We start from the raw sequence: 21,003 nt of genomic DNA, 5'->3' as shown, positions 1-21,003 counted from the left end.
GGAGGGGGACGGTCACAGGACTTTGGCGAGGAAGGCGCGGGTGCGTTCGTGGCGCGGGGTGTCCAGGACGGCGGCGGGCGGGCCCTGTTCGACGACGACTCCGCCGTCCATGAAGACGACGGTGTCGGCGACCTCGCGGGCGAAGCCGATCTCATGGGTGACGACGATCATGGTGGTGCCGGTGCCGGCCAGGTCCTTGATGACGTCGAGGACCTCGCCGACCAGTTCGGGGTCGAGCGCCGAGGTGGGTTCGTCGAAGAGCAGCACCTTCGGTTCGAGGGCGAGCGCGCGGGCGATGGCGACCCGCTGCTGCTGGCCGCCGGAGAGCTGGCGCGGATAGGCGGCGGCCTTGTCGGCGAGTCCGACCCGGTCCAGCAGCCGGTGTGCCGTCCGAGCGGCCTCGGCGCGCGGGCGGCCGAGCGCGGAGACCGGCGCCTCGACGAGGTTCTCCAGGACGGTGAGGTGCGGGAAGAGATTGAAGTCCTGGAAGACGAACCCGATGTGGGTGCGCTGCTTGAGGACGTCCCTCTCCTTCAGTTCGTGCAGGGTGTCGCCGGAGCGGCGGTAGCCGATGAGTTCGCCGTCGATGCTGATCCAGCCGCGGTCGACCTTCTCCAGGTGGTTGATGGTGCGCAACAGCGTGGACTTGCCGGAGCCGGAGGGCCCGAGGATCACGGTGACCTGTCCGGCGTCCACCCTCAGGTCGACGCCGCGCAGCACCTGGAGGGGGCCGAAACTCTTGTGGACGCCGCGGACGTCCACCATGACCTCGCTCATCGGCTCTCTCCCAGTTCCTTCAGTGGTACGACGGGCTGGTCCCGCCGGGCGGCCGCCGCGCGCAGGGAGCGCACGGAGTACCGGACGCGCTGGAGCGGCGTGGGCGGCGGGGTGCGGTCGGCGCCGCGGGCGAAGCGGCGCTCGACGTAGTACTGCGCGACCGACAGCACGGAGGTCAGCAGCACGTACCAGGCGGTGGCCACCAGCAGCAGCGGGATCACCCGGCCGTTGCGGCCGTAGACGACCTGGACCTGGTAGAAGAGTTCACCGATGGCCATCACGTAGACCACCGAGGTGCCTTTGAGCAGGCCGATGATCTCGTTGCCGGCGGTGGGCAGGATGGCGCGCATGGCCTGCGGCAGCACGATCCGGCGGATCTGCCGCAGCCGGGGGATGCCCAGGGCGGCGGCCGCCTCCAGCTGGCCCGGGTCGACCGAGACGACGCCGCCGCGGACGATCTCGGCGGCGTAGGCGGCCTGGTGCAGGGAGAGGCCGATGACGGCGGCGCCGATGGTGCCGATGAGGCTGTCGCTGTCCACCGACCAGAACACCGGTCCGAAGGGGATGCCGACGCCCAGCCGTTCGTACAGGGCGCTGAGGTTGAACCAGAACACCAGCTGGACGATCATCGGGATGGAGCGGAAGATCCAGATGTAGCTCCAGGCGGCGGTCTGGAGCAGCGGGCTGCGGGACAGCCGCATGAACGCCAGGACGGTGCCGAGCAGGAAGCCGAGCACGGTGGCGTAGGCGGTCAGCTGGAGGGTGACCCAGACCGCTTCGACGATGGTCTCGGACAGCACGTAGTCGCCGAAGACGTCCCATTCCCAGACCGGGTTGGTGGCCAGGCCGTGCCCGAACTGGGCGGCCAGCACGGCCACGACGACGGCCGCCGCCCAGCGGGCGTGGTGGCGGGCGGGGACGACCTTGAGGGCGGCCGGGTCGTCGGGCGGCGGCGGGAGCACGGCGGTGCCCGGCGGGGCGGCGGGTTCGGTGGTGAGTCGCATGGCGGGGTTCCCGGTCGGCTCAGGTGTGTTCGGGCGGGTTGATCCGCGACGCGTCGATCGCGGAGGCGGAGGTGCCCCACTTCTTCAGGATCCGGGCGTACGTGCCGTCCTCGATCAGTTCGTCGACGGCGGCCTGGAACGCCTTGGTGAGCGGGGAGCCCTTCTTGAAGGCGAAGCCGACGTCGAGGCGGTGGTACTCGCCGAGGAAGGCGGTGCCCGAGGCGGGCTGCGCGGCCTGGTAGCGCAGGCCGTTGATGGTCGACATGATCACGTCGATGCGGCCCTGCTGGAGCGCGGTGAGGGTGGCGCCGTTCTCCGAGTAGACCTTGACGTCGTAGGGCTTCTTCCCGGCGTCCGCGCACACGCTCTTCCGCGCGTTCAGGGTGGCTTCGAAGGTGGTGCCGGCGTTGGTGCCGATGGTCAGGCCGCACAGCTGGGTGAGGTCGGTGACCTTCTTCTTCAGCGTGCTGCTGCCCTTCTTCACCGCGAAGCCCTGGCCGTCGTCGATGTAGGTGACGAAGTCGATGGTCTTCAGGCGTTCGGTGGTGACGCCGAAGTTGCCGGTGCCGACGTCGTACTTGCCGCTTTCGAGGGCGGGCAGGATCGTCTCGAAGGAGGCGTCCTGGCGTTGCACCGTGATGCCGAGGACCTTGGCGACGGCGTCGGTGAGGTCGATGTCCTGGCCCTCGGGTTCCTGGTCCGACCCGTTCGGGAAGTAGGCCGACGGCGGCGCCCCGGCCGAGCTGCCCACCCGCAGGGTGCCCGCCTCGCGCACGGCGGCGGGCAGCAGGGCGGCGGCCGACGCCACCTTCCGCACGGCGGCGACCGGGTCGTCGGTGGGGGCCGGTGACTGGGCGCCCGCCGGTGCCGTGCCGTCGGTGCTGCCGGAGTCGCAGGCGGTCAGCGCCAGCAGTGGCAGCAGGGCGAGGGCGGCGGCGAGGCGCGGGCGGAACCGGGCCGCGGTGGGCATCACGAGGTGTGCTCCTTCACGTGCTCGAGGTGGTTCAGGTGTTTCTCGAACGGCAGCGGCCCGATGGTCTCCGGGTCGGCGGTGGTGTCGAACAGCGGTGTGTAGCCGGTGGCCAGGTCCAGACCGCGGGCCTCGGGCTGGCGGGGTCCGGTGGTCAGGTAGATCCGCCGGTAGCCGCGTGCCCGTGCCTCGTGTTCGAGTTCGGTGACGACCCGGCGGGCCAGGCCGCGGCGGCGGTGCGCGGAGTGCGTCCAGATGCGTTTCAGCTCGGCGGTGTCGGCGTCGTAGCGGCGGAAGGCGCCGCCCGCCACCGGCTCGGCGCGGTCCAGGAGGAGCAGCAGCACACCGCCGTGCGGCGCGGTGAACTCCTCGTCCGGGTAGCGGGCCAGTTCGGCGTGGGCGTCCTTGCCGTAGCGGCGGGAGTACTCGTCGCCGAGTTCGCGCAGCAGGGGCCGCACCCTCGGGTCGGACACCGGTACCTGAATTACCGTCAGTTCCGGGGCGGACGTCATCCGCGCACCGCCGCGAGGGACTGGGGTGCGCGGGCCGCCCGCTCGGCGTCGCGCCTGGCGTCGCGCTTGGCGACCTCCTCGCGGACGATCGGGATGACGTACCGGCCGAAGTCGATGGCGTCGCCGAGCAGGTCGTAGCTGCGGGCGGAGAGGATGTCCACGCCCAGGTCGTAGTAGTCCAGGAGGGCCTGGGCGACCGTTTCCGGGGTGCCGACCAGGGCGTTGGAGTTGCCCGCGCCGCCGGTGGCGGCGGCGGTCGGGGTCCACAGGGCGCGGTCGTAGCGCTCCCCCGCCTCGGCGATGGCGATCAGCCTCTGCGAGCCGGTGTTCTGCGGCGCCCCGGCCCGCGGGCCGCGGTGGTGGCGTACCAGGCCGGCCTCGCGGCGCTGCCGGATGGCGCCCACCGTGCGGTGCGCCTTCTCCCAGGCCAGTTCCTCGGTCGGCGCGATGATCGGGCGGAAGGCGACCTGGATGCGGGGCGCGTCGGTGCGGCCGGCGGCCCGCGCGGCGGCCTTGACCTGTTCGATCTGCTCGGCGGTCTGCGCCAGCGGCTCACCCCACAGGCAGTAGATGTCGGCCTCGGCGCCGCCGGCCGCGTGGGCGGCGGGTGACGAGCCGCCGAACGAGACGCCGGGGCGGGGCTGTTGGACCGGGAAGACGTCGCTGACGAAGTCGTGGAAGCGGTAGTGCTCGCCCTCGTGGTCGAAGGGCTCGTGGGTGGTCCAGATCTTCTTGACGATGCCGATGTACTCCCGGGTGCGGGCGTAGCGCTCGTCCTTGGTGAGGGTGTCGCCCTCGCGGGCCTGCTCGTGGTCGTTGCCGCCGGTGATGAAGTGGACGGTCAGCCGTCCCTCGCTGATCCGGTCGAGGGTGGCGAAGGTCTTCGCGACGAAGGTGGGGTAGGAGACGTTGGGCCGGTGGGCGAGCAGGATCTGAAGGCGGTCCAGCCTGCTCGCGATGTAGGCGGCGGCCGGTGCCGGGTCGGGTGCTCCGGAGCCGTAGGCGAACAGCACCCGGTCCCAGCCGTGGTCCTCGTGCGCCCGGGCGAGCCGGAGCGTGTACTCCTTGTCGAAGGCGGCACCGGAGCGGGGTGTGGTCTCCGAACCGTCGTTGGTGGCGGCGATGCCGAGAAACTCCACGGGCATGGCAAGGGCCTTTCGCAGGGGCTGCCGGCCGCGCGCGTACGGGGGCCCGGCAGCCGCCGGTGGATGAGGAACGTGCTGAGACGCGAGGCGACCTGAGGAACCGTGACGGCACGTCAGAGTCGTGATGACGCCGAGGGGCGAGGAAGGACGAAGGAGCGGCAGCGCGCGTCCACGCGAAGAGGGAGCTCGGCCCGCGACGGGTTCACCGAGGGAGGGAAGGGCCGGTCAGACAGCCCGCTGCCGAGTCAGGCGCAACACGCCGCGGACCACACCCGACCGAAGTCGATGTGGCCACGCGAGACCAAGCGCTGCTGGGCAGTCATGCGACTAATTGAGCAGGACATCACTCGGCTCGTCAAGCGAGGACCGGATACCGGTACCGGCCGCGCGGCTCCCCGGCGCTGCGGGGGCGGGAGCCGGGATCGGCTGCGCGGCTTCCCGGTGACCCGGTGGCCGGAGGCCGGGATCGGCTGCGTGACTCCCCGGTGACCCGGTGGCCGGAAGCCGGGATCGGCTGCGCGGCTCCCCGGTGACCCGGTGGCCGGAAGCCGGGATCGGCTGCGCGGCTCCCCGATGCTTCGGGGCCGAAGGCCAAGGCCGGTACCGGCCGCGCGACTCACCGAGGCTTCGGGGGCCGAAGGCCCGTACCGGCCGCGCGACTACCCGGTGACCAGGTGGCCTCCGTGCCGCCTCATGGCCGACGGCCCGCTCCGGCGCGAGCACCGCGCCGATGGTCCGGCGGTCGGGGCGCCGGTGTCAGCCGCGCGGTTACCCTGCCTCCGCGCCCCGGAGGCAGGTATCGGCCGCGCCGCTCCCCGAGGGTCCGGCGGCCGGGCACCGATCGGCGGTCGCGGGTGCCCTGTTGACACGCCCGTGCCAGGGGCACATACGATCGAAGCGGATCGGCTCCGCCCCGTGCGGTGCCCTCCGGCCGCGTTGAGGGACGCGGCACGCGTGATGACGCCGGCCTCCCGGCCGCACCCCGGCCGGGTGGTCGCCCATGCCTGCGCATCCCTCCCCCGGAGAGCCCCCGATGGCCACACCTTCCGAAGTCACCACCCCCGCCACCCCCGCCACCCCCTCCGCCGTCACCACCGCTCCCCCGGGCACACCGGAGCCGACCGACGCCGAACTGCCCCGTGTCGTGCCGCGCCGGCACCCCGGCCGCTGGGTGGCCGCGGCCGCCGCGCTGCTCGTCCTCGCGATGGTCCTCAACTCGATCGTGCGCAACGACGCCTTCCAATGGGCCGTGGTCGGCGAGTACTTCACCACCGGCGCCGTCCTGGACGGCCTGCTGCTCACCCTGTGGCTGACGGCCGCGGTGATGGTGCTCGGCTTCCTGCTGGGCACCCTGCTGGCCGTGCTGCGACTGTCGGCCAACCCGGTGCTGCGGACGCTCAGCTGGGGTTTCGTATGGATCTTCCGGTCCACACCGCTGCTGGTGCAGCTGCTGTTCTGGTTCAACATCGGCGCCCTGTACCCGGCCCTCGGGCTCGGCATCCCGTTCGGGCCGGAGTTCGTCACCGTCAAGACGGTCAACCTGTTCGGCCCCACCCTCACCGCGGTCGTCGGCCTGACCCTGCACGAGTCCGCGTACGCCGCCGAGGTGGTGCGCGGCGGCATCCTGTCGGTGGACGCCGGACAGACCGAGGCCGCCCAGGCGCTCGGGCTGAGCAGGCGCCGCACGCTGCGCCGGATCGTGATCCCGCAGGCGATGCGGTCGATCGTGCCGACCGCCGGCAACATGCTGATCGGCACCCTGAAGGGCACCAGCATCGTCAGTGTGCTGGCCGTGCACGACCTGCTGTACTCGGTACAGCTGGTCTACAACCAGACCTACCAGGTGATCCCGCTGCTGATGGTGGCCACCCTGTGGTACATCGCGGTCACCACCGTGCTCAGCGTCGGCCAGTTCTACGTGGAACGGCACTACGCGCGCGGCAGCTCCCGTGCCCTGCCGCCCACCCCGCTGCGGCGCCTGCGGCTGCGGACGGCGGCCGTCCGGGCCCGGCTGACCGCCGCGACGGCCGCCGACGCCCGCCCGGCGACCGGCGGTGACCAGTGAGCGAGAGCGCCGGCCCGGCCGTACTCGCCGTCGTCGGCGCCGGTCCGCGGGCCACCGGACTGCTGGAGCGGCTGGCCGCCAACACGGACGAACTCTGGCCGCGCTCCGCGGAGTTGCACATCCACCTCATCGATCCGCATCCGCCCGGTCCGGGCCGGGTCTGGCGGCACGAGCAGTCACCACTGCTGCGGATGAACTCCATGGCCGAGGACGTCACCATGTTCACCGACGAGTCCTCCGTCATCGACGGCCCGGTGCGGCCGGGGCCGTCGTTGGCCCAGTGGGCCGCCCAGTTCTCCGGGCAGGGCCCCTGGTACGCGCCCCACGCCGAACCCGCCGACCCGGAGGTGCTCGCCGAACTCCGCGCGCTCGCGCCCACCGACTTCCCCACCCGGCGCGCCCAGAGCGCCTATCTGGACTGGGTGTTCCGCGCGGCGCTGGCCGCGCTCCCGCCGTCCGTGACCGTCACCTGGCACCGCACCACCGCCACCGGCGTCTTCGGCCCCCCGGACGGCCCGCAGCGGGTGTTCCTGGCCGACCGCGACACCCCGCTCACCGCCGATCTGGTGGTTCTCGCCCAGGGCCACCTGGGCACCGCGGCGCCGGCCGCCGAACACCGCGCGCCGGCCGCCTTCGCCCGCCGCCACGGCCGCTTCCACCTGCCGCCCGCCTTCTCGGCCGACGCCGACCTGGCCGGGCTGCGCGCAGGTGAACATGTCGTCCTGCGCGGCTTCGGGCTGGCCTTCGTGGACCTGGCGGTCCTGCTCACCGAGGGCCGCGGCGGCACCTACCGCACCGAGCCGGACGGCACCCTCACCTATCTGCCGTCCGGTCGTGAGCCGGTGCTGCACGTCGGGTCGCGGCGCGGGGTGCCCTACCACTCCAAGACCGGCTACCGGCTCCAGGGCCCCCGCCCGCCGCTGCCCCGCCACTTCGGCCCGGCGGCGGTCGACGCGCTGCTCGCGGCGGACCGCCCGCTGGACCTGCGGCGCGACGTGTGGCCGCTGATGGCCAAGGAGATCGGGTTCGGCCACTACCACGAGCTGTTCCACGCCCATCCGGAGCGCACCGGCCGCCCCTGGTCCGAGTTCTGCGCCGGCTACGACCGGCTCGACTGGTACTCCGGTGACCTGGCCGCGCTGGTCGCCTCGTCGGTCCCCGACCCGGCCGACCGGCTCGACTTCGAGGCCCTGGACCGGCCACTGACCGGCGTCAGCTTCACCACCCCGGACGCCTTCCAGGAACACCTGCGCGATTACCTCGCCCGGGACGTGGCCCGCCGCGCGGACCCGGCGCACAGCGCCGACCTGGGCGCGTTCCTCGCCCTGCTTTCCGTCTACGGGCAACTGCCCCGGCTGGTCGCCGCGGGACGGCTGACGGCCCGCTCGGTGGCCGAGGGGGTGGACGGCTGGTGGCAGGGCTTCTTCAGCTTCCTGGCCTCCGGACCGCCCGGGTTCCGGCTGCGCCAGCTGCACGCCCTGTCCCGGGCCGGGATCGTCCGGTTCACCGGCGCCGACCTCAGGATCGGCACGGACGAGGCCACCGGCACCTTCACCGCCACCAGCCCCACGGTGCCCGGGCACACCGTGCGCGCCACCGCCCTGATCGAGGCGTATCTGCCCCGGCACGCGCTCGACCGCACCGAGGACCCCCTGCTGCGGCGCCTGTACCGGGCCGGTGAGCTCGCCGAGGAGGTGGTCACCGACGCCACCGACACCCATCGCTCCGGGCTGCTCACCGTCTCCCCCGCCGACGCCCACCTCGTCGACCCGCTGCTCGGCGGCCCCCACCCGCGCCGGATCGCGCTCGGCGCACCCACCAACAGCCGCGCCGTCGCCGCCTTCGCCCGGCCCCGCACCGACGCCCCGGCGTTCCGGCAGAACGACGCCGTGGCCCGGGCCCTGCTGCGGACGTGGCGTCCGGCGCCCGCCGAAGCCCACGACCACCAGGAAAGGCAGCCCCATGCACACTCCTGAAGCGAGTCCCGCGCACATCGCCGAGGCCGCCTACGACCGCCGCAGACTGCGCCAGTGGCTGGCCGGGCAGGCCCGCGCCGAGGGGGTCTCCCGGCGCACCATGCTCCGACTGCTCGCGGCGGCCGGCGCCGCGGGGACCGTCCCGACAACCCTCGCCCCGGCCGCCGCCGCGGCCACCACCGCCACCGCCACCGCCACCGCCACCGGCACCGGCACCGGCACCGGCACCGGCATCGTCAAGCCCTTGCCCGAGGCGTGGTTCACCGTCCGCGGCACCAACGCCGAGACCCGGTTCGCCGCCCTCGCCGAGACCGGGCACCACACCCCGAACGAGCGTTTCTTCGTCCGCAACCACACCGCCACACCGGTCCTGGACGCCGCCGACTGGACGCTCACCGTGTGGGGTGACGGACTCACCCACGGCGGCTCCGTCGAGTTCACCCTCCCCGACCTCAAACGGCTGCCGGCCGTCACCCGCACCGCGTTCGTGGAGTGCGCGGGCAACGGCCGCAGCCTCTTCACCACCCAGCAGGGCCAGACCGTCAGCGGTACCGCCTGGACCCTCGGCGCGATCGGCACCGCCCGCTGGCGCGGCACCCGGCTCGCCGACGTACTGCGCCTGGCGGGCCTCGGTCCGGCCGCCGTCGACGTGCTGCCCCGGGGCCTGGACGCCGACTACGTCACCGCCGACGGCACCGACCTGGGCCGGGTGCGGCGCCCGCTGCCGCTGGCCAAGGCACTGGACGACGTACTGCTCGCCTACGAGATGAACGGCGAACCGCTGCCGCCCGACCACGGACACCCGGTGCGGGTGCTGGTGCCCTCGTGGATCGGCATCGCCTCCGTCAAGTGGGTGGGCGACATCCAGGTGTCCGCCCAGCCGTTGTACTCACCCTGGAACACCGACTTCTACCGGCTGTTCGGCGACGCGTACCCCGAGGGCGGCAGCGCGCCACTGACCCGGCAGACGATCAAAAGCGCCTGGGAACTGGACTGGAACGCTCAGCTCACGCCGGAAACCGAACACCGGCTCACCGGGCGGTCCTGGTCCGGGGCGGCCGGTGTCGTCCGGGTCGACGTCAGTACCGACGGCGGTACGAACTGGCGTCCGGCCCAGTTGCACGACACACCCCGGCGCGGCGACTGGACGCGCTGGTCGGCGCGGTGGCGACCGCCGGCGCCGGGGGCCTACACGCTGCTGGCCAGGGCCACCGACCGCGCCGGTCGCACCCAGCCCGGCAGCACCGTCCACAACACCCAGGGCTATCTGTTCGACGCGGTCGTACGGCATCCCGTGACCGTCGCCTGATGGTGTGTCAGTCACCTTCGTCCGAGCCGAAAACGACCCGAGAGGAACAAGTGGCACCACTTGTACGTAGTATCTCCACTTCAGGGCATGCGCAGCAGCCAAGGCACGCGCAGCCGTCGAGCGCGGTCGGCCGGGCGGCACATCGTCCGCCGGCACCCGGCTGGTGCCCGCCGACAACTACGACCGTCAGCACCAAGGAGAGTGACCGACCATGTCGGAGACAGCGTCCACCGCCACCGAACTCGCCTCGCAGTACGCCGCGCAGGTGACCGGCGACCTGGAGCGCAACACCAAGGAGCAGGAGCGCCTCAGCGGGGAGATCACCGCGCTCCAGGAGCAGCTCGCGGGGTTGCAGCGCGACCACAGTGTGCTGGTCAACATCCAGCAGGCACTGGGTTCGACGCGGGCCCCGGTCGAGGAGACGGCCGCGCCCGACACCGCGGCGGTGCCCGCGCCGCGCAAGAAGCCGGCGCCCGCCGCGGGCACCGAGGGCAAGCGGACCCGGGCGAAGAAGTCCGCCCCGCAGCAGGGCAAGGCGGAGAAGAAGGCCCCGGCGGCGGGCAAGGCCGCGGCCAAGCCGGCCGCCAGGTCCACCGCAAAGTCCACGGCCAAGGACGCGCCCAAGGCCGCGGCGAAGAAGCCGGCCGCACCGACGCTGGGTGAGCTGATCCTCGGGGTGCTGGCCGCGCAGAAGGAGCCGCGGTCCGCCGCCGAGGTGGCCACCGCGCTGAGCGAGGCCCACGCCGACCGGCCGGCCAAGACCACGGTCGTGCGCAACACCCTGGAGAACCTGGTGGCCAAGAACCAGGTGCAGCGCACCAAGCAGGGCTCCTCGGTCTTCTACACGGTCTCCGAGGCACCGCGGGCCGCGGCGTCGGCGGACGAGGCGCCCGCCGAGAAGGCCGAGTAGCGGTCACCGCTGCGCGCATGGCGTTACGTCAATTGCGTAGAGCGACCCGGAAACGGGCGCTGACCGGCCGTCCGGCGGCGATGGCGACTCCGGTTCCTCCGGCTCCGGCCGGGAACGGGTCACCGTCGCCGCCCTCAGCAAGGGGCAGGTCGACGCGATCGCGGGCGCGGGGTTCGCGGGTGACCGTTCAGGAGGGCCGCTGTTCGCGCAGGTCGCTCGCCTTGACGCCGGCCAGCAGCAGGACGACGGCGAGCAGCACGATGCCGGCGCTGATCCGGAGGCCCAGGGAGAGGCTGCCGGTGCGGTCCTGGATGAAGCCGAGCAGCGACGGGGAGGCGGCCGCCGCGAACGAACCCATCGAGGTGACCAGGGCGATGCCGGTGGCGGCGGCGCGTTCGCCGAGGTAGATCGAGGGGATGGAGTAGAAGACGGTGAGGCCGGAGTAGTGGGCGGCGGCCATCACCGCGAGCAGCACCACGACCAGGGCCACGTCGTGTCCGGCGACGGAGAGCGCCACCATGGCCAGGGCGGCGACGGTCCAGCTCAGCGCCGCGTGCCAGCGGCGTTCCAGGGTGCGGTCGGAGTGCCGTCCCACGATCATCATGACCACGATGCCGAGCAGCGGCGGCAGCGCCGAGAAGAAGCCCAGGTCGAGGACGTCACCGACGCCCGCCTCGGCGATGATCCGCGGTGTCCAGAAGGAGACGGCGTTGGCGAGGGTGTAGGCGCCGCAGGCACACAGGCCGATGATCCACACCTTGGGGTCGCGGAGCGCGAGGAACAGTCCGCCGTGCCCGGGGCCGGCCGGGTCACCGGCCGCCTCCTTGCGGCGCTGGTCGGCGTCGAGGTCGGCGCGGACCGCCGCCCGCTGGGCCGGGGTCAGCCAGCGCGCCTGCTCGGGTTCGTCGACGAGCCACAGCAGGACCGCGCCCGCCAGCAGCAGCGGCGGGACGCCCTCGACGATGAACAGCCACTGCCAGTCGGCGAGTCCGGCGCTGCCGTCGAACGCCTTCATGATGGCGCCGGACATCAGCGAGCCGAGGACGCCGGAGACGGGTACGCCGGCGAAGAACACCGCGGTCATCCGGGTGCGCCGGGCCGAGGGGAACCAGCGGGACAGGAAGTAGAGCGCCCCCGGGAAGAACCCGGCCTCCGCGGCGCCGAGCAGGAACCGGGCGACGTAGAAGGTGATCTCGTTGTGCACGAGTGAGGTGGCTATGGTGACCACGCCCCAGGACGCCATGATGCGGATCAGCGTCTTGCGGGCACCGAGCCGGGCCAGCAGCGCGCTGCTGGGCACCTCGAAGAGGATGAAGCCCACGAAGAAGAGCGTGACGCCCAGGCCGTAGACGGCGGAGCCGAACCCGAGGTCGCGTTCCAGGCCCTGCTGGGCGATGCCGATGTTGGTGCGGTCGATGAAGCTGACGACATAGCAGATGACCAGGAGCGGCATCACCCGCCAGGCGATGGTGCGGTAGGTCGCGGCGCGGTCGACCCGGGAGGTGTCGGCGGCGTCCTGGGATGCGGTGGAGGTCGAAGGGTCGGCCACGACGTACGACTCCTTTGTCGGAATGTGCCGGGGGGTGCCGCGACAGGGATCGGGCGGTGCGAGTTTCCGTCGCGCGAGTTGATAAAGTCAACACCTTGAACGGGATACCATGCGGGCCATGGTGAAACGTACGGACGGCCGAGACCTGGTACCGATCTCCGAGCTGCTGTCCTACCGGCTCTCGCGTACGTCGTCGGCCCTGTCGCGCAGCGCGGCCCTGCGGTACCGCCGGGAGTTCGACGTGAGTCTCGGCGAGTGGCGCACGATCGCGCTGATAGCGGCCGACCCGACGCTGACCCTGAACCGGTTGGCGCGCCGGGCCGGTCTGGACAAGGCGCAGATGAGCCGGGTCGTGCGCGGCCTGGTGGAACGCGGCCTGGTGAACCGCACGGAGGGCACCGGCCGCAGCCGTCAACTGGCGCTCACCGAGGCCGGGGTGGAGGTGTACCGCGGCCTGATCGGCGCCGCCAACGAGCGGGACGCCGCCTTCGCCGCGGCCCTCACCGACGAGGAGGCGCGCGCCCTGGGCCGCGCGCTGGACAAGCTGGCCGACCTCGCCCTGTCCCTGGAGCGGCAGGAGCGGGAGCGCCTGGACGGCGCCTAGATCAGCATCGGGTGTTGACATTATCAACAGCGGGGGGATAGTTCTGGTCGGGTCGTTCCAAGGAGGTGGCTCGATGACCGACCCGGTCACCATCTGTGAGTGCTTCGCCCGCGACGGGCTTCAGCACGAACCCGCGTTCGTACCGACCGAGACCAAGATCTCCCTGCTGGAGGCGTTCGCCGCCGCGGGGTTCCGCCGCATCGAGGCGACCGGCTACAGCCATCCGCGGTGGGTCCCCGCCTTCGCGGACGCCAGTGAGGTGCTGGCGGGTGTCACCCACCGCCCCGGGGTGGCGTTCAAGGCGACGTGCCCCAACCCGCGGGCCGTCGAACGGGCCCTGGCCGACCTGGAGCGCGGCGCGGGCGCCGAGGAGCTGAGTCTGCTGGTCTCGGCCAGCGAGAGTCACACCGAGCGGAATCTGCGCACCACACGTGCCGGGCAGTGGCAGCGGGTGGAGGAGATGGCCCGGCTGGCCCGGGGACGGTTCCGGCTGGTCGGAGTGGTCTCGGTGGCCTTCGGCTGTCCCTTCGAGGGAGCGGTCGACCCGGGCCGGGTCGCCGAGGACGTGGCCCGCTTCGTCGGCCTCGGCGCGGACGCCGTCACCCTGGGCGACACCACGGGCGTCGCCACCCCGGCGACCGTCACCGCGCTCTTCCGGCGGCTGGCGCGGGCCCATCCGGGGCTGCCGGTCGTGGCCCACTTCCACAACACCCGGGGCAGTGCCGTCGCCAACGCGGTCGCCGCGCTGGAGGCCGGCTGCCGGCACTTCGACAGCGCGCTGGGCGGGGTGGGCGGCCATCCGTCGAAGATCGGCTACGGCGCCGGACTGACCGGCAATGTGTGCACCGAGGACCTGGTGAGCCTGCTCGACGCGATGGGCGTCGACACCGGCCTGGACCTCGACGCGCTCGCCGCCGCGTCCCGGGCCTGCGAACAGGCGCTGGGCCGCCCCCTGCACAGCATGGTGGCCCGCGCCGGTTTCCGGCGTTCGGCCGCCGCCTGAACCGGCGCTCCCTGCCGCCTGAACCGACTCCCCCCCTGACCGAGGAGAACCTCCGTGACCGTCACGACCAGCGGGCAGCCGGCCGAGGCGGGCGCCGCGGGTACCGACGTACTGCTCGTCGAGGACCGCGGCCCCGTCCGGGTGCTGACCCTGAACCGTCCCGCCAAGCTCAACGCCCTCGACACCGCGCTGACCCGGGCGCTGAGCACCGCGCTCACCGCGGCGGAGGCCGCGGACCGGATCCGGGCCGTCGTCCTCACCGGCGCGGGCCGCGCCTTCTGCGCGGGCGCCGACCTGTCGGAGTTCTCGTCACTCACCCCCGACGAGCCGGACGCCGTCCTGGAGCGGGCGGCGCTGACCGCGCGGCTCCAGACCCAGATGCAGCGGATGGGGACGCCGGTCGTCTCCGCCGTGCGCGGGGCCGCCGTGGGAGGCGGTGCCGGGCTCGCCATCGGCACCGACATGACGGTCGTCGGGACGGACCTGAAGTTCGGCTACCCCGAGCTGCGGCACTCGATCGTCCCGGCCCTGGTCATGACCGGGCTCCAGCGCCATCTGGGCCGCAAGCTCGCCTTCGAACTGGTCAGCACGGGACGGCTGCTGAGTGCCGACGAGGCCGCGGCGCACGGCCTGGCCAACCGGGTGGTGGCACCGCCGGAGGTGGTGGACACCGCCCTCGGCATCGCCGAGCGGTGGGCGGCCGTCGAGCCGCGCGCGATCCGCGCCGCGAAGGACCTCTTCTACCGGGTCGCGGACCTGCCCACCGAGGCCGCGATGCGGGCCGGCCAGGACGTGAACGCCCTGATGCGGGGGTTCGGCAAGTGACGTCACCCACCGCGCCGGGCCCGCTGGCCGGCATCACCGTCCTGGACTTCTCCCGGGTGCTGGCCGCCCCGCTGGCCACCCAGATCCTGGCCGAGCTGGGCGCCGCCGTCATCAAGGTCGAGCGGCCGGGCGGCGGCGACGAGACCCGCGGCTTCGAACCCCGGCTGCCGCACGGCGAGAGCGCCTACTTCTTCGCGTTCAACCGCGGCAAGCGCTCGGTCACTCTGGACCTCAAGGACCCCCGCGGCCGGGACGCCGCCCGGCGCCTCGCCGCCCGCGCCGACGTGGTCGTCGAGAACTTCCTGCCGGGCGCCATGGACCGGCTGGGCCTCGGCTACCCGGACCTCTCCGCGGACCACCCGGGTCTGGTGTACGTCTCGGCCACCGGCTTCGGGCAGAGCGGCCCCGACCGGATGCGCAAGGGCTACGACACCGTCTTCCAGGCCCTGTCCGGGGTCATGGCGATGACCGGCGAGCCCGACGGCCCGCCCAGCAAGGCCGGGGTCCCGGTGGCGGACCTGACCTCCGGGCTGTGGGTCGCCATCGCCGCGCTGACCGGGCTGGCCGGACGGGCCGGCACCGGCCGCGGCCGGCACTTCGACGTCTCCATGATGGATGTCCAGCTCAGCCTCCAGGCGCTCAACGCGGCCCGGCTGTTCGCGCTGGACGAGGACCCGGTGCGCACCGGCACCGAGCACCCCGGCCGGGTGCCGTCCGCCGCGTTCCGGACCGCCGACGGCGGCTGGCTGCACATCAGCGGCGGCGACCAGCACTGGTCCGCCCTGTGCTCCGTCCTCGGCCTCGAAGCGCTCGGCGCCGATGCCGGACTGCGGCGCAACGCCGGACGCGTCGCCCGGCGCGACGAGGTGATGGGCGCCCTGCGCGCCGCGATCGCCGGGCGGGAGCGCGAGCCGCTGCTCAAGGAGCTGCGCGCCGCCGACGTGCCGGCCGGTGAGGTGCGCGGGGTGCGCGAGGCGCTGGCCGACCCGCACGTACGGGCCCGGGGTGTGGTGACCGGCTTCGAGCACCCCACCGAGGGCGCCTTCCAGGCGCTGCGGACACCGCTCAGAGAGACCGGCGGCGCGCCGGCCCCGGCCGGTACCCCGCCGCTGCTGGGCGCCGACACCGAGGCGGTGCTCGCCGAGGTCGCCGGGTTCGACGACGACGAGATAGCCGGCCTGCGGGCCGCGGGGGTGATCTGAGATGACCGGGACCGATCCGGCGCCGGCACCGCGCGTGCGCTGCTCCGTCGCCGACGGCGTGGCCCGCGTCGAGCTGGCCCGGCCGGCGGCCCGCAACGCCGTCGACCTGCCGATGTGCCGGGAGTTGCGGTCCGTGTTCGAGGAACTCGACGCCGACGACGGGGTACGCGTGGTGCTGCTGTCCGCGCGGGGTCCGGCCTTCTGCGCCGGGGCCGACCTCAAGGAGCGGGCCGGCCGGGACGCCGCCTGGGTCCGGAGCCGCCGGCTCGCCTCGTTCGCCGCCTACGCGGCCGTCGAGCAGTGCCGGCACCCGGTCGTCGCGCTGGTGCACGGCGCGGTGGTCGGTTCCGGCGGTGAGATCGCGCTGGCCGCGGACTTCGCCGTGGCCGCGGAGAGCGCCGTGTTCCGCTTCCCCGAGCCGCACTGGGGCACGGTCGGCGCCACCCAGCGCCTGCAACGGGCCGTCGGCAAACGCCGTGCGAAGGAACTGCTGTTCACCAACCGGCCGCTGGACGCCGCCGAAGCGCTCGGCCTGGGCCTGGTCGCCCGGGTGGTCCCCGACGACGCGCTGGCCGGCACCGGGCGGGAGATCGCCGCCACCGTCGCGCAGGCGCCGCCGCTCGCCATGGCGCTGACCAAGCGGGCGGTCGACCTGGGCGCCGAGACCGACCTGGACCGCGGCATCCGGATCGAGCTGGCCGCGATCGAACAGTGCCTGGCCGACGGCGGCTGGCGCGACGGCGTCGAACGGTTCGCCCGTCGCACCACCGGCGCCGCGCACCCCACGGACGACGACGAGGAGAAGTGATGGACCTCAGGACAGCCTGCCCCCTCACCCCGCACCAGGCGCTGGAGCGGGCCGCGCTCCTCGCCCCCGACGTCGAGGCCGTGGTCACCGCCGAGGAGCGGATCACCTACGGCGAACTGGCCGCCGAGGTCACCCGGATACGGTCCGCGCTGACCGCCGCCGGCATCGGCCGCGGCGACCGGGTCGGCCTCTGCCTCGGCAACGGGCCCCGCTGGGTGGCCCTGTTCGTCGCCCTGGGGTCGGTCGGCGCGGTGACCGTCCCGGTCAACACCCGTTGCACCGCGGACGAGGTCGCACACACCCTGGCGCACGCGCGGGTGACCACCCTGTTTGTCGCCGACCGGGTGCTGCGGGTCGACTTCCGCGCCATGCTGCGCGACCTCGGCTTCGGCGCGGACGGCACACCGGGCAGCCCCCGGCTGCCGCGGGTGCGGCGGGTCGTGATGTGCGGCGCGCGGGTGCCCGGCTGGGCGACGGACTGGGCCCGGTTCCTCGACGGGGCCGGCGAGCAGGTACCGGCCACCGGCACAGCGGACGACGTCCTGCTGGTCCAGTACACCTCCGGCACCACCTCCCGGCCCAAGGGGGTCCTGCTCACCCAGCGCGGTATGTGCGCCGACGCGTTCTTCTCCGGGGCCCGGCTCGGCCTGCGGGCCGGGGACCGCTTCCACAGCGCCCGGCCCTTCTTCCACGTGGCCGGCAGCACCCTGTCGGTGCTGGCCTCGATCCAGCACGCCACCACACTGGTCACCATGGCGCGGTTCGAGGCGGCCGAGGCGCTGCGGCTGCTGGAGAGCGAGCGCTGCACGCACTTCTCCGGCAACGACACCATCGCCCTGATGCTCCTCAACCACCCGGACCGCGCCCACCGCACCCTGTGGCTGCGCGGTGCGTGGGTCGCCGCCTCCCCCACCGTCGTCCGCCGGGTGATCGACGAACTGGGCGCCACCGAGTGCGTGGCCGGGTACGGGCTGTCCGAGGCGTCCCCCAATGTCGCCCAGTCCTGCTGGTGGGAGGCGGACGCCGTCCGGGCGTCCGGTGCGATGCGGGTGCAGCCGGGGGTCGAGGTGCGGATCCGGGCCGTGGACGGCGCCCGGGACTGCGCCCCCGGCGAACCGGGGTCGATCCTGGTACGCGGCTGGAACGTCATGCGGGGCTACCTGGACGCCCCCGAGGCGACCGCGGCGGCCGTCGACGCCGACGGCTGGCTGGCCACCGGTGACGTCGGCACCCTCGACACCGACGGACGCCTGTACTTCGTCGGACGGACCAAGGACATCATCCGGGTCGGCGGGGAGAACGTGGCGCCGGCCGACGTGGAGGACACCCTGCACCGCCATCCACGCATCCGGCAGGCCGTGGTCGTCGGTGTCCCCGACGAGCGGCTGGTGGAGGTGCCGTTCGCGTTCGTCGTCCTGACCGGGGCCGGATCCGGTGTCACCGAGGACGAGCTGCTGTCCTGGGCCCGCACCCGCATGGCGGGCTTCAAGGTGCCCCGCCATCTGCGGATCGTCGACGGGTTCGAGGGCATCGGCATGACGGCGAGTTCGAAGGTGCAGAAGAACCGGCTCGCCGCCCACGCCCGGGCCCTGCTCGGCATGGAGGTGCCGGCGTGATCGGTATCGACACGCCGGTCACCCGGCTGCTCGGGGTCCGGCTTCCGGTGATCCAGGCGGGCATGTCCTGGGCGTCGTCGAACTCGGCGCTCCCGCTCGCGGTCAGCCGGGCCGGCGGTCTGGGGGTGGTCGCGGCCGGGCCCATGCGGCTGGGCGACCTGGCCCGGGTGCTCGACGAGACGGCGGCCGGCACGGACCTTCCCTGGGCGGTCAACCTGCCGCTGTACCGGCCGGGCGCGGACGACGTCATCGAACTGCTCCTGTCCCGCCGGCCGCCGGTGCTGATCGCCTCGCAGGGCGGGCCGCGCCGCTACCTGGACCGCTTCCGGGCGGCCGGCACCGTCTGTCTGCACGTGGTGGCCGGGGTGGAGCACGCCCGCAAGGCGGCCGCCGCGGGCGTCGACGGACTCGTGGTGGTCGGCGCGGAGGCGGGCGGGCATCCGCCGCCCGCGATGGTCACCACGCAGGTCCTGGTGCGGGCCGTGGTGTCGGCCGTCCCGGAGGTTCCGGTGATCGCCTCCGGCGGGGTCGCGGACGGCGCGGGGCTGGCCGCGATGCTGGCGCTGGGCGCGGGCGCCGCCCAGTTCGGCACCCGGTTCCTCGCCACCGAGGAGGCCGGCGTGCACGCCGCCTACAAGGCCGCGGTGGTCGCCGCGGGCGTCGAGGACACCCGTACCGTCGGCCACGGCCTCGGTCTCGTCCGGGCCCTGGAGAACGACTTCACCGCCCGGATGCGGCGCCTGGAGGAGTCCGCCGCCGAACCGGAGGTGCGGCGCAAGGAGTTCCAGGGCGCCAGCCTCAAGGACGCCGCCCTGCACGGCCGGGTGCGGGAGGGGAAGGTGGAGGCGGGCCAGTCCGCGGGGCTGGTCGACGCGGTGCTGCCGGCCGCCGAGGTGGTCGGGCGGATCGTCGCCGAGTACCGCCGCGCCCTCGGCCGGCTGCCCCTTCCGGCGCCGGTCGGACCCGGGCCGGAAGAGGGCGCGGGACCCGGTCAGCGGCTGGTGTAGCCGGCGTCCACGTGGATGACGGAACCCGTCACGTACGACGACTGGTCGGAGGCGAGCCACAGGCTGGCCTGGGCCACCTCGCGGGGCTGTCCGAACCGGCCGAGGAGGCTGAGCTGCGGGGCGTACTCGGCCTCGGTGTGGCCGAACTGCTCCAGCGCGCCGCGCAGCATCGGGGTGTCGATCGCGCCGGGGGCGACGGCGTTGACCCGGATGTTGTGGACGCCGTTCTCGACGGCGGCGGTCTTGGTGAGGCCGTTGACGCCGTGCTTGGCGGCGACGTAGGCGGGGTTGTCCGGCTGCGGGCGGAAGCCGCTGACCGAGGAGATGTTGACGATGGAACCACCGCCGCCCTGCGCGATGAGCTGCTGGAGCTCCCACTTCAGGCACAGCGCGGTGCCCTTGAGGTCGACCGAGATCAGCCGGTCCCAGTAGTCCTCGTCGAACTCGGCGGTGGGCTTGTCGTCCGGGGTGAGGGCGGCGTTGTTCACCGCGACGTCGAGCCGGCCCCAGGTGTCGACGGCGGCCGCCACCATCGCCTTGACCTGCACGCTGTCCGCCACGTCGACCTGGTGGAAGCTCGCGGTGCCGCCGTCCGCGCCGATGGCCTCGGCGACGGCCCGGCCGCGTTCCTCGTTCATGTCCGCGACCAGCACCTTCGCGCCCGCCTCGGCGAAGAGCCGGGCGGTGGCCTCGCCCATGCCCATGGCCGCGCCGGTGACGACGGCGACCTTGCCGTCCAGTACCGGGAATGTCATGTCCTGCGCCTTTCCTCGTTCGCGCTCCCCCTCGCGGGGAGCGTCGCGGCCGAGAGCGCCGAGGTCGGCCGGCGTGCGCGGAAGGACTCCTCCAGCAGCACGTCGAAGGCCCGGTCCACTCTCTCGGCCAAGTTCTCCGGCCCGGCCGCGGTGGCGCGGGCCCACTGGTGCAGCACGGTGCCGAGCACCCCCGCGCCCGCCTCGACGACGATGCCGGGCCGGGGATCGGTGCCGGGGTCGACGCCGAGCCGTGCCGCCAGGATGCGTACCGACGCGGCCTGCTCGGCGGCGCGGATGCGGGCGTAGGCGGCGAACAGGTCCGGTTCCCCGGGAACCAGCGCGAGCAGGGCCCGTGGTCCGGGGCGGCTGTGCTCGGCGGGGTGCTCGGGGTCGGTGAGCCAGGTGCGTACCGCGGCGCGGTAGCCGGCCAGCGGGGGTTCGCCGGGCGGGCGGCGGCGCAGCGCCGCGTTGATGCGCTCGCCGTCGGCGCGGGCGAAGTCCAGGGCGGCGTCCTCCTTGCCGGTGAAGTACCGGCTGAAGGTGCGGCGGTTGACGCCGGCGCGTTCGGCGACGGCCTCGACACCGGTCTCGGCCAGGCCGCGTTCCAGGATGAGGTCGACGGCGGCCGACGCCAGCGCCCGCCGGGTCCGCAGCGCCCTCAGCCGCCTGCGGTCCGGTGCCGGGTCCCGCGGGTCGGCGGGGGCGGCGGTGTCATGGCTCATACGTGCAGCGTACACCTGTAATGTCCCGCCGGGACATTTGTCGCGCGACGGCTCGCCACACGGCGGTGACGGGCCGGTGACCGGCACCGCGGGCGGGGCCGGTGTCGGCGGCCGGCTGGGTGTCCAGCAGGCGGACGCAGTCCGGGCAGGGGGCGAGGCCGTCGTCCAGCCAGTAGGCGCCGTTCAGTGCCGCGTAGGGGATTTCCATGCCTGGAGAACGCGCGGCACCGGGGCGGGCAACCCG

At 73.6% G+C, this 21,003-nt stretch carries 20 protein-coding genes; 11 read left to right on the top strand and 9 right to left on the bottom strand.

Annotated features, from left to right (window positions below):
• Window positions 1-12: 12 nt before the first annotated feature.
• From AB0G32_RS08995 to AB0G32_RS08975, 5 genes are read right to left on the bottom strand one after another with little or no spacing between them, the layout of a single operon-like run.
• On the bottom strand, window positions 13-777 hold the full coding sequence (locus AB0G32_RS08995; protein ID WP_361160310.1) for an amino acid ABC transporter ATP-binding protein: 765 nt from the start codon (window positions 775-777) through the stop codon (window positions 13-15).
• Window positions 774-1,781 carry an amino acid ABC transporter permease gene (locus AB0G32_RS08990; RefSeq protein ID WP_361160307.1) on the bottom strand — a complete coding sequence of 336 codons (1,008 nt, stop codon included), beginning with the start codon at window positions 1,779-1,781 and terminating at the stop codon, window positions 774-776. The genes AB0G32_RS08995 and AB0G32_RS08990 overlap by 4 nt, the downstream gene beginning before the upstream one ends.
• A 19-nt stretch (window positions 1,782-1,800) precedes the next feature.
• Complete coding sequence (locus AB0G32_RS08985) at window positions 1,801-2,751, bottom strand: ABC transporter substrate-binding protein (RefSeq protein ID WP_361160304.1); 951 nt, start codon at window positions 2,749-2,751, stop codon at window positions 1,801-1,803.
• Window positions 2,751-3,263: a GNAT family N-acetyltransferase gene (locus AB0G32_RS08980; protein ID WP_361160301.1), complete on the bottom strand. Its 513-nt coding sequence runs from the start codon at window positions 3,261-3,263 to the stop codon at window positions 2,751-2,753. Before AB0G32_RS08980 ends, AB0G32_RS08985 begins: the two co-directional genes overlap by 1 nt.
• On the bottom strand, window positions 3,260-4,408 hold the full coding sequence (locus AB0G32_RS08975) for an LLM class flavin-dependent oxidoreductase (protein WP_361160298.1): 1,149 nt from the start codon (window positions 4,406-4,408) through the stop codon (window positions 3,260-3,262). The genes AB0G32_RS08980 and AB0G32_RS08975 overlap by 4 nt, the downstream gene beginning before the upstream one ends.
• Window positions 4,409-5,441: 1,033 nt before the next feature.
• Here AB0G32_RS08975 and AB0G32_RS08970 point away from each other — a divergent pair.
• The 4 genes from AB0G32_RS08970 (at window position 5,442) to AB0G32_RS08955 (ending at window position 10,668) form a co-directional block, all read left to right on the top strand.
• Entirely contained in the window at window positions 5,442-6,473 is a 1,032-nt protein-coding gene (locus tag AB0G32_RS08970) for an amino acid ABC transporter permease (RefSeq protein ID WP_361160295.1), read from the top strand.
• The gene (locus AB0G32_RS08965) at window positions 6,470-8,449 is read left to right on the top strand and encodes an FAD/NAD(P)-binding protein (RefSeq protein WP_361160292.1); all 1,980 of its coding nucleotides are present in this window, start codon (window positions 6,470-6,472) and stop codon (window positions 8,447-8,449) included. The genes AB0G32_RS08970 and AB0G32_RS08965 overlap by 4 nt, the downstream gene beginning before the upstream one ends.
• Window positions 8,436-9,758 (top strand): sulfite oxidase, encoded by a 1,323-nt coding sequence (locus tag AB0G32_RS08960; RefSeq protein WP_361160289.1) that lies wholly within the window; start codon window positions 8,436-8,438, stop codon window positions 9,756-9,758. Before AB0G32_RS08965 ends, AB0G32_RS08960 begins: the two co-directional genes overlap by 14 nt.
• 211 nt (window positions 9,759-9,969) lie before the next feature.
• Window positions 9,970-10,668, top strand: a complete 699-nt coding sequence (locus tag AB0G32_RS08955) for a hypothetical protein (RefSeq protein WP_361160286.1) — start codon at window positions 9,970-9,972, stop codon at window positions 10,666-10,668.
• 187 nt (window positions 10,669-10,855) lie between these two features.
• Here AB0G32_RS08955 and AB0G32_RS08950 read toward each other — a convergent pair whose 3' ends face one another.
• On the bottom strand, window positions 10,856-12,217 hold the full coding sequence (locus AB0G32_RS08950) for an MFS transporter (RefSeq protein WP_361160284.1): 1,362 nt from the start codon (window positions 12,215-12,217) through the stop codon (window positions 10,856-10,858).
• Between the two features lie 118 nt (window positions 12,218-12,335).
• Between AB0G32_RS08950 and AB0G32_RS08945 the strand changes: the two genes are divergently transcribed.
• The 7 genes from AB0G32_RS08945 to AB0G32_RS08915 all read left to right on the top strand — a co-directional run bounded on the left by AB0G32_RS08945 (window position 12,336) and on the right by AB0G32_RS08915 (window position 19,282).
• Window positions 12,336-12,821: a MarR family transcriptional regulator gene (locus AB0G32_RS08945; protein ID WP_361160281.1), complete on the top strand. Its 486-nt coding sequence runs from the start codon at window positions 12,336-12,338 to the stop codon at window positions 12,819-12,821.
• A 73-nt stretch (window positions 12,822-12,894) separates the two neighbouring features.
• Window positions 12,895-13,824 carry a hydroxymethylglutaryl-CoA lyase gene (locus AB0G32_RS08940; RefSeq protein ID WP_361160278.1) on the top strand — a complete coding sequence of 310 codons (930 nt, stop codon included), beginning with the start codon at window positions 12,895-12,897 and terminating at the stop codon, window positions 13,822-13,824.
• A 54-nt stretch (window positions 13,825-13,878) separates the two neighbouring features.
• Window positions 13,879-14,649, top strand: coding sequence for an enoyl-CoA hydratase/isomerase family protein (locus AB0G32_RS08935; RefSeq protein ID WP_361160276.1), 771 nt, complete (start codon window positions 13,879-13,881; stop codon window positions 14,647-14,649).
• A complete protein-coding gene (locus AB0G32_RS08930) occupies window positions 14,646-15,851 on the top strand; it encodes a CaiB/BaiF CoA-transferase family protein (protein WP_361160273.1) in 1,206 nt (401 codons plus the stop codon). Before AB0G32_RS08935 ends, AB0G32_RS08930 begins: the two co-directional genes overlap by 4 nt.
• 1 nt (window position 15,852) lies before the next feature.
• Window positions 15,853-16,659 carry an enoyl-CoA hydratase/isomerase family protein gene (locus AB0G32_RS08925; RefSeq protein ID WP_361160270.1) on the top strand — a complete coding sequence of 269 codons (807 nt, stop codon included), beginning with the start codon at window positions 15,853-15,855 and terminating at the stop codon, window positions 16,657-16,659.
• Window positions 16,659-18,275 (top strand): AMP-binding protein, encoded by a 1,617-nt coding sequence (locus tag AB0G32_RS08920; RefSeq protein WP_361160268.1) that lies wholly within the window; start codon window positions 16,659-16,661, stop codon window positions 18,273-18,275. Before AB0G32_RS08925 ends, AB0G32_RS08920 begins: the two co-directional genes overlap by 1 nt.
• Entirely contained in the window at window positions 18,272-19,282 is a 1,011-nt protein-coding gene (locus AB0G32_RS08915; RefSeq protein ID WP_361160265.1) for a nitronate monooxygenase, read from the top strand. The genes AB0G32_RS08920 and AB0G32_RS08915 overlap by 4 nt, the downstream gene beginning before the upstream one ends.
• On the opposite strand, the gene AB0G32_RS08910 is transcribed toward AB0G32_RS08915, so the two are convergent.
• The 3 genes from AB0G32_RS08910 to AB0G32_RS08900 are packed head-to-tail and all read right to left on the bottom strand — an operon-like array spanning window position 19,267 to window position 20,967.
• On the bottom strand, window positions 19,267-20,037 hold the full coding sequence (locus AB0G32_RS08910) for an SDR family NAD(P)-dependent oxidoreductase (protein WP_361160262.1): 771 nt from the start codon (window positions 20,035-20,037) through the stop codon (window positions 19,267-19,269). The genes AB0G32_RS08915 and AB0G32_RS08910 overlap by 16 nt on opposite strands.
• The gene (locus AB0G32_RS08905) at window positions 20,034-20,759 is read right to left on the bottom strand and encodes a TetR family transcriptional regulator (protein WP_361160259.1); all 726 of its coding nucleotides are present in this window, start codon (window positions 20,757-20,759) and stop codon (window positions 20,034-20,036) included. The genes AB0G32_RS08910 and AB0G32_RS08905 overlap by 4 nt, the downstream gene beginning before the upstream one ends.
• Window positions 20,749-20,967 carry a hypothetical protein gene (locus tag AB0G32_RS08900; RefSeq protein WP_361160256.1) on the bottom strand — a complete coding sequence of 73 codons (219 nt, stop codon included), beginning with the start codon at window positions 20,965-20,967 and terminating at the stop codon, window positions 20,749-20,751. Before AB0G32_RS08900 ends, AB0G32_RS08905 begins: the two co-directional genes overlap by 11 nt.
• Window positions 20,968-21,003 lie beyond the last annotated feature (36 nt).

Source organism: Streptomyces sp. NPDC023723, from assembly GCF_040639815.1.
Lineage (GTDB): Bacteria > Actinomycetota > Actinomycetes > Streptomycetales > Streptomycetaceae > Streptomyces.
Note: the sequence above shows the minus strand (reverse complement) of the source record. Positions and strands in the feature narration are given on the sequence as shown.

What these genes read in the sequence shown, in the direction of transcription:
- AB0G32_RS08995 (WP_361160310.1), bottom strand. Translation starts at nt 777, where the DNA reads ATGAGCGAGGTCATGGTGGACGTCCGCGGCGTCCACAAGAGTTTCGGC.
- AB0G32_RS08990 (WP_361160307.1), bottom strand. Translation starts at nt 1,781, where the DNA reads ATGCGACTCACCACCGAACCCGCCGCCCCGCCGGGCACCGCCGTGCTC.
- AB0G32_RS08985 (WP_361160304.1), bottom strand. Translation starts at nt 2,751, where the DNA reads ATGCCCACCGCGGCCCGGTTCCGCCCGCGCCTCGCCGCCGCCCTCGCC.
- AB0G32_RS08980 (WP_361160301.1), bottom strand. Translation starts at nt 3,263, where the DNA reads ATGACGTCCGCCCCGGAACTGACGGTAATTCAGGTACCGGTGTCCGAC.
- AB0G32_RS08975 (WP_361160298.1), bottom strand. Translation starts at nt 4,408, where the DNA reads ATGCCCGTGGAGTTTCTCGGCATCGCCGCCACCAACGACGGTTCGGAG.
- AB0G32_RS08970 (WP_361160295.1), top strand. Translation starts at nt 5,442, where the DNA reads ATGGCCACACCTTCCGAAGTCACCACCCCCGCCACCCCCGCCACCCCC.
- AB0G32_RS08960 (WP_361160289.1), top strand. Translation starts at nt 8,436, where the DNA reads ATGCACACTCCTGAAGCGAGTCCCGCGCACATCGCCGAGGCCGCCTAC.
- AB0G32_RS08955 (WP_361160286.1), top strand. Translation starts at nt 9,970, where the DNA reads ATGTCGGAGACAGCGTCCACCGCCACCGAACTCGCCTCGCAGTACGCC.
- AB0G32_RS08945 (WP_361160281.1), top strand. Translation starts at nt 12,336, where the DNA reads ATGGTGAAACGTACGGACGGCCGAGACCTGGTACCGATCTCCGAGCTG.
- AB0G32_RS08940 (WP_361160278.1), top strand. Translation starts at nt 12,895, where the DNA reads ATGACCGACCCGGTCACCATCTGTGAGTGCTTCGCCCGCGACGGGCTT.
- AB0G32_RS08925 (WP_361160270.1), top strand. Translation starts at nt 15,853, where the DNA reads ATGACCGGGACCGATCCGGCGCCGGCACCGCGCGTGCGCTGCTCCGTC.
- AB0G32_RS08920 (WP_361160268.1), top strand. Translation starts at nt 16,659, where the DNA reads ATGGACCTCAGGACAGCCTGCCCCCTCACCCCGCACCAGGCGCTGGAG.
- AB0G32_RS08910 (WP_361160262.1), bottom strand. Translation starts at nt 20,037, where the DNA reads ATGACATTCCCGGTACTGGACGGCAAGGTCGCCGTCGTCACCGGCGCG.
- AB0G32_RS08905 (WP_361160259.1), bottom strand. Translation starts at nt 20,759, where the DNA reads ATGAGCCATGACACCGCCGCCCCCGCCGACCCGCGGGACCCGGCACCG.
- AB0G32_RS08900 (WP_361160256.1), bottom strand. Translation starts at nt 20,967, where the DNA reads ATGGAAATCCCCTACGCGGCACTGAACGGCGCCTACTGGCTGGACGAC.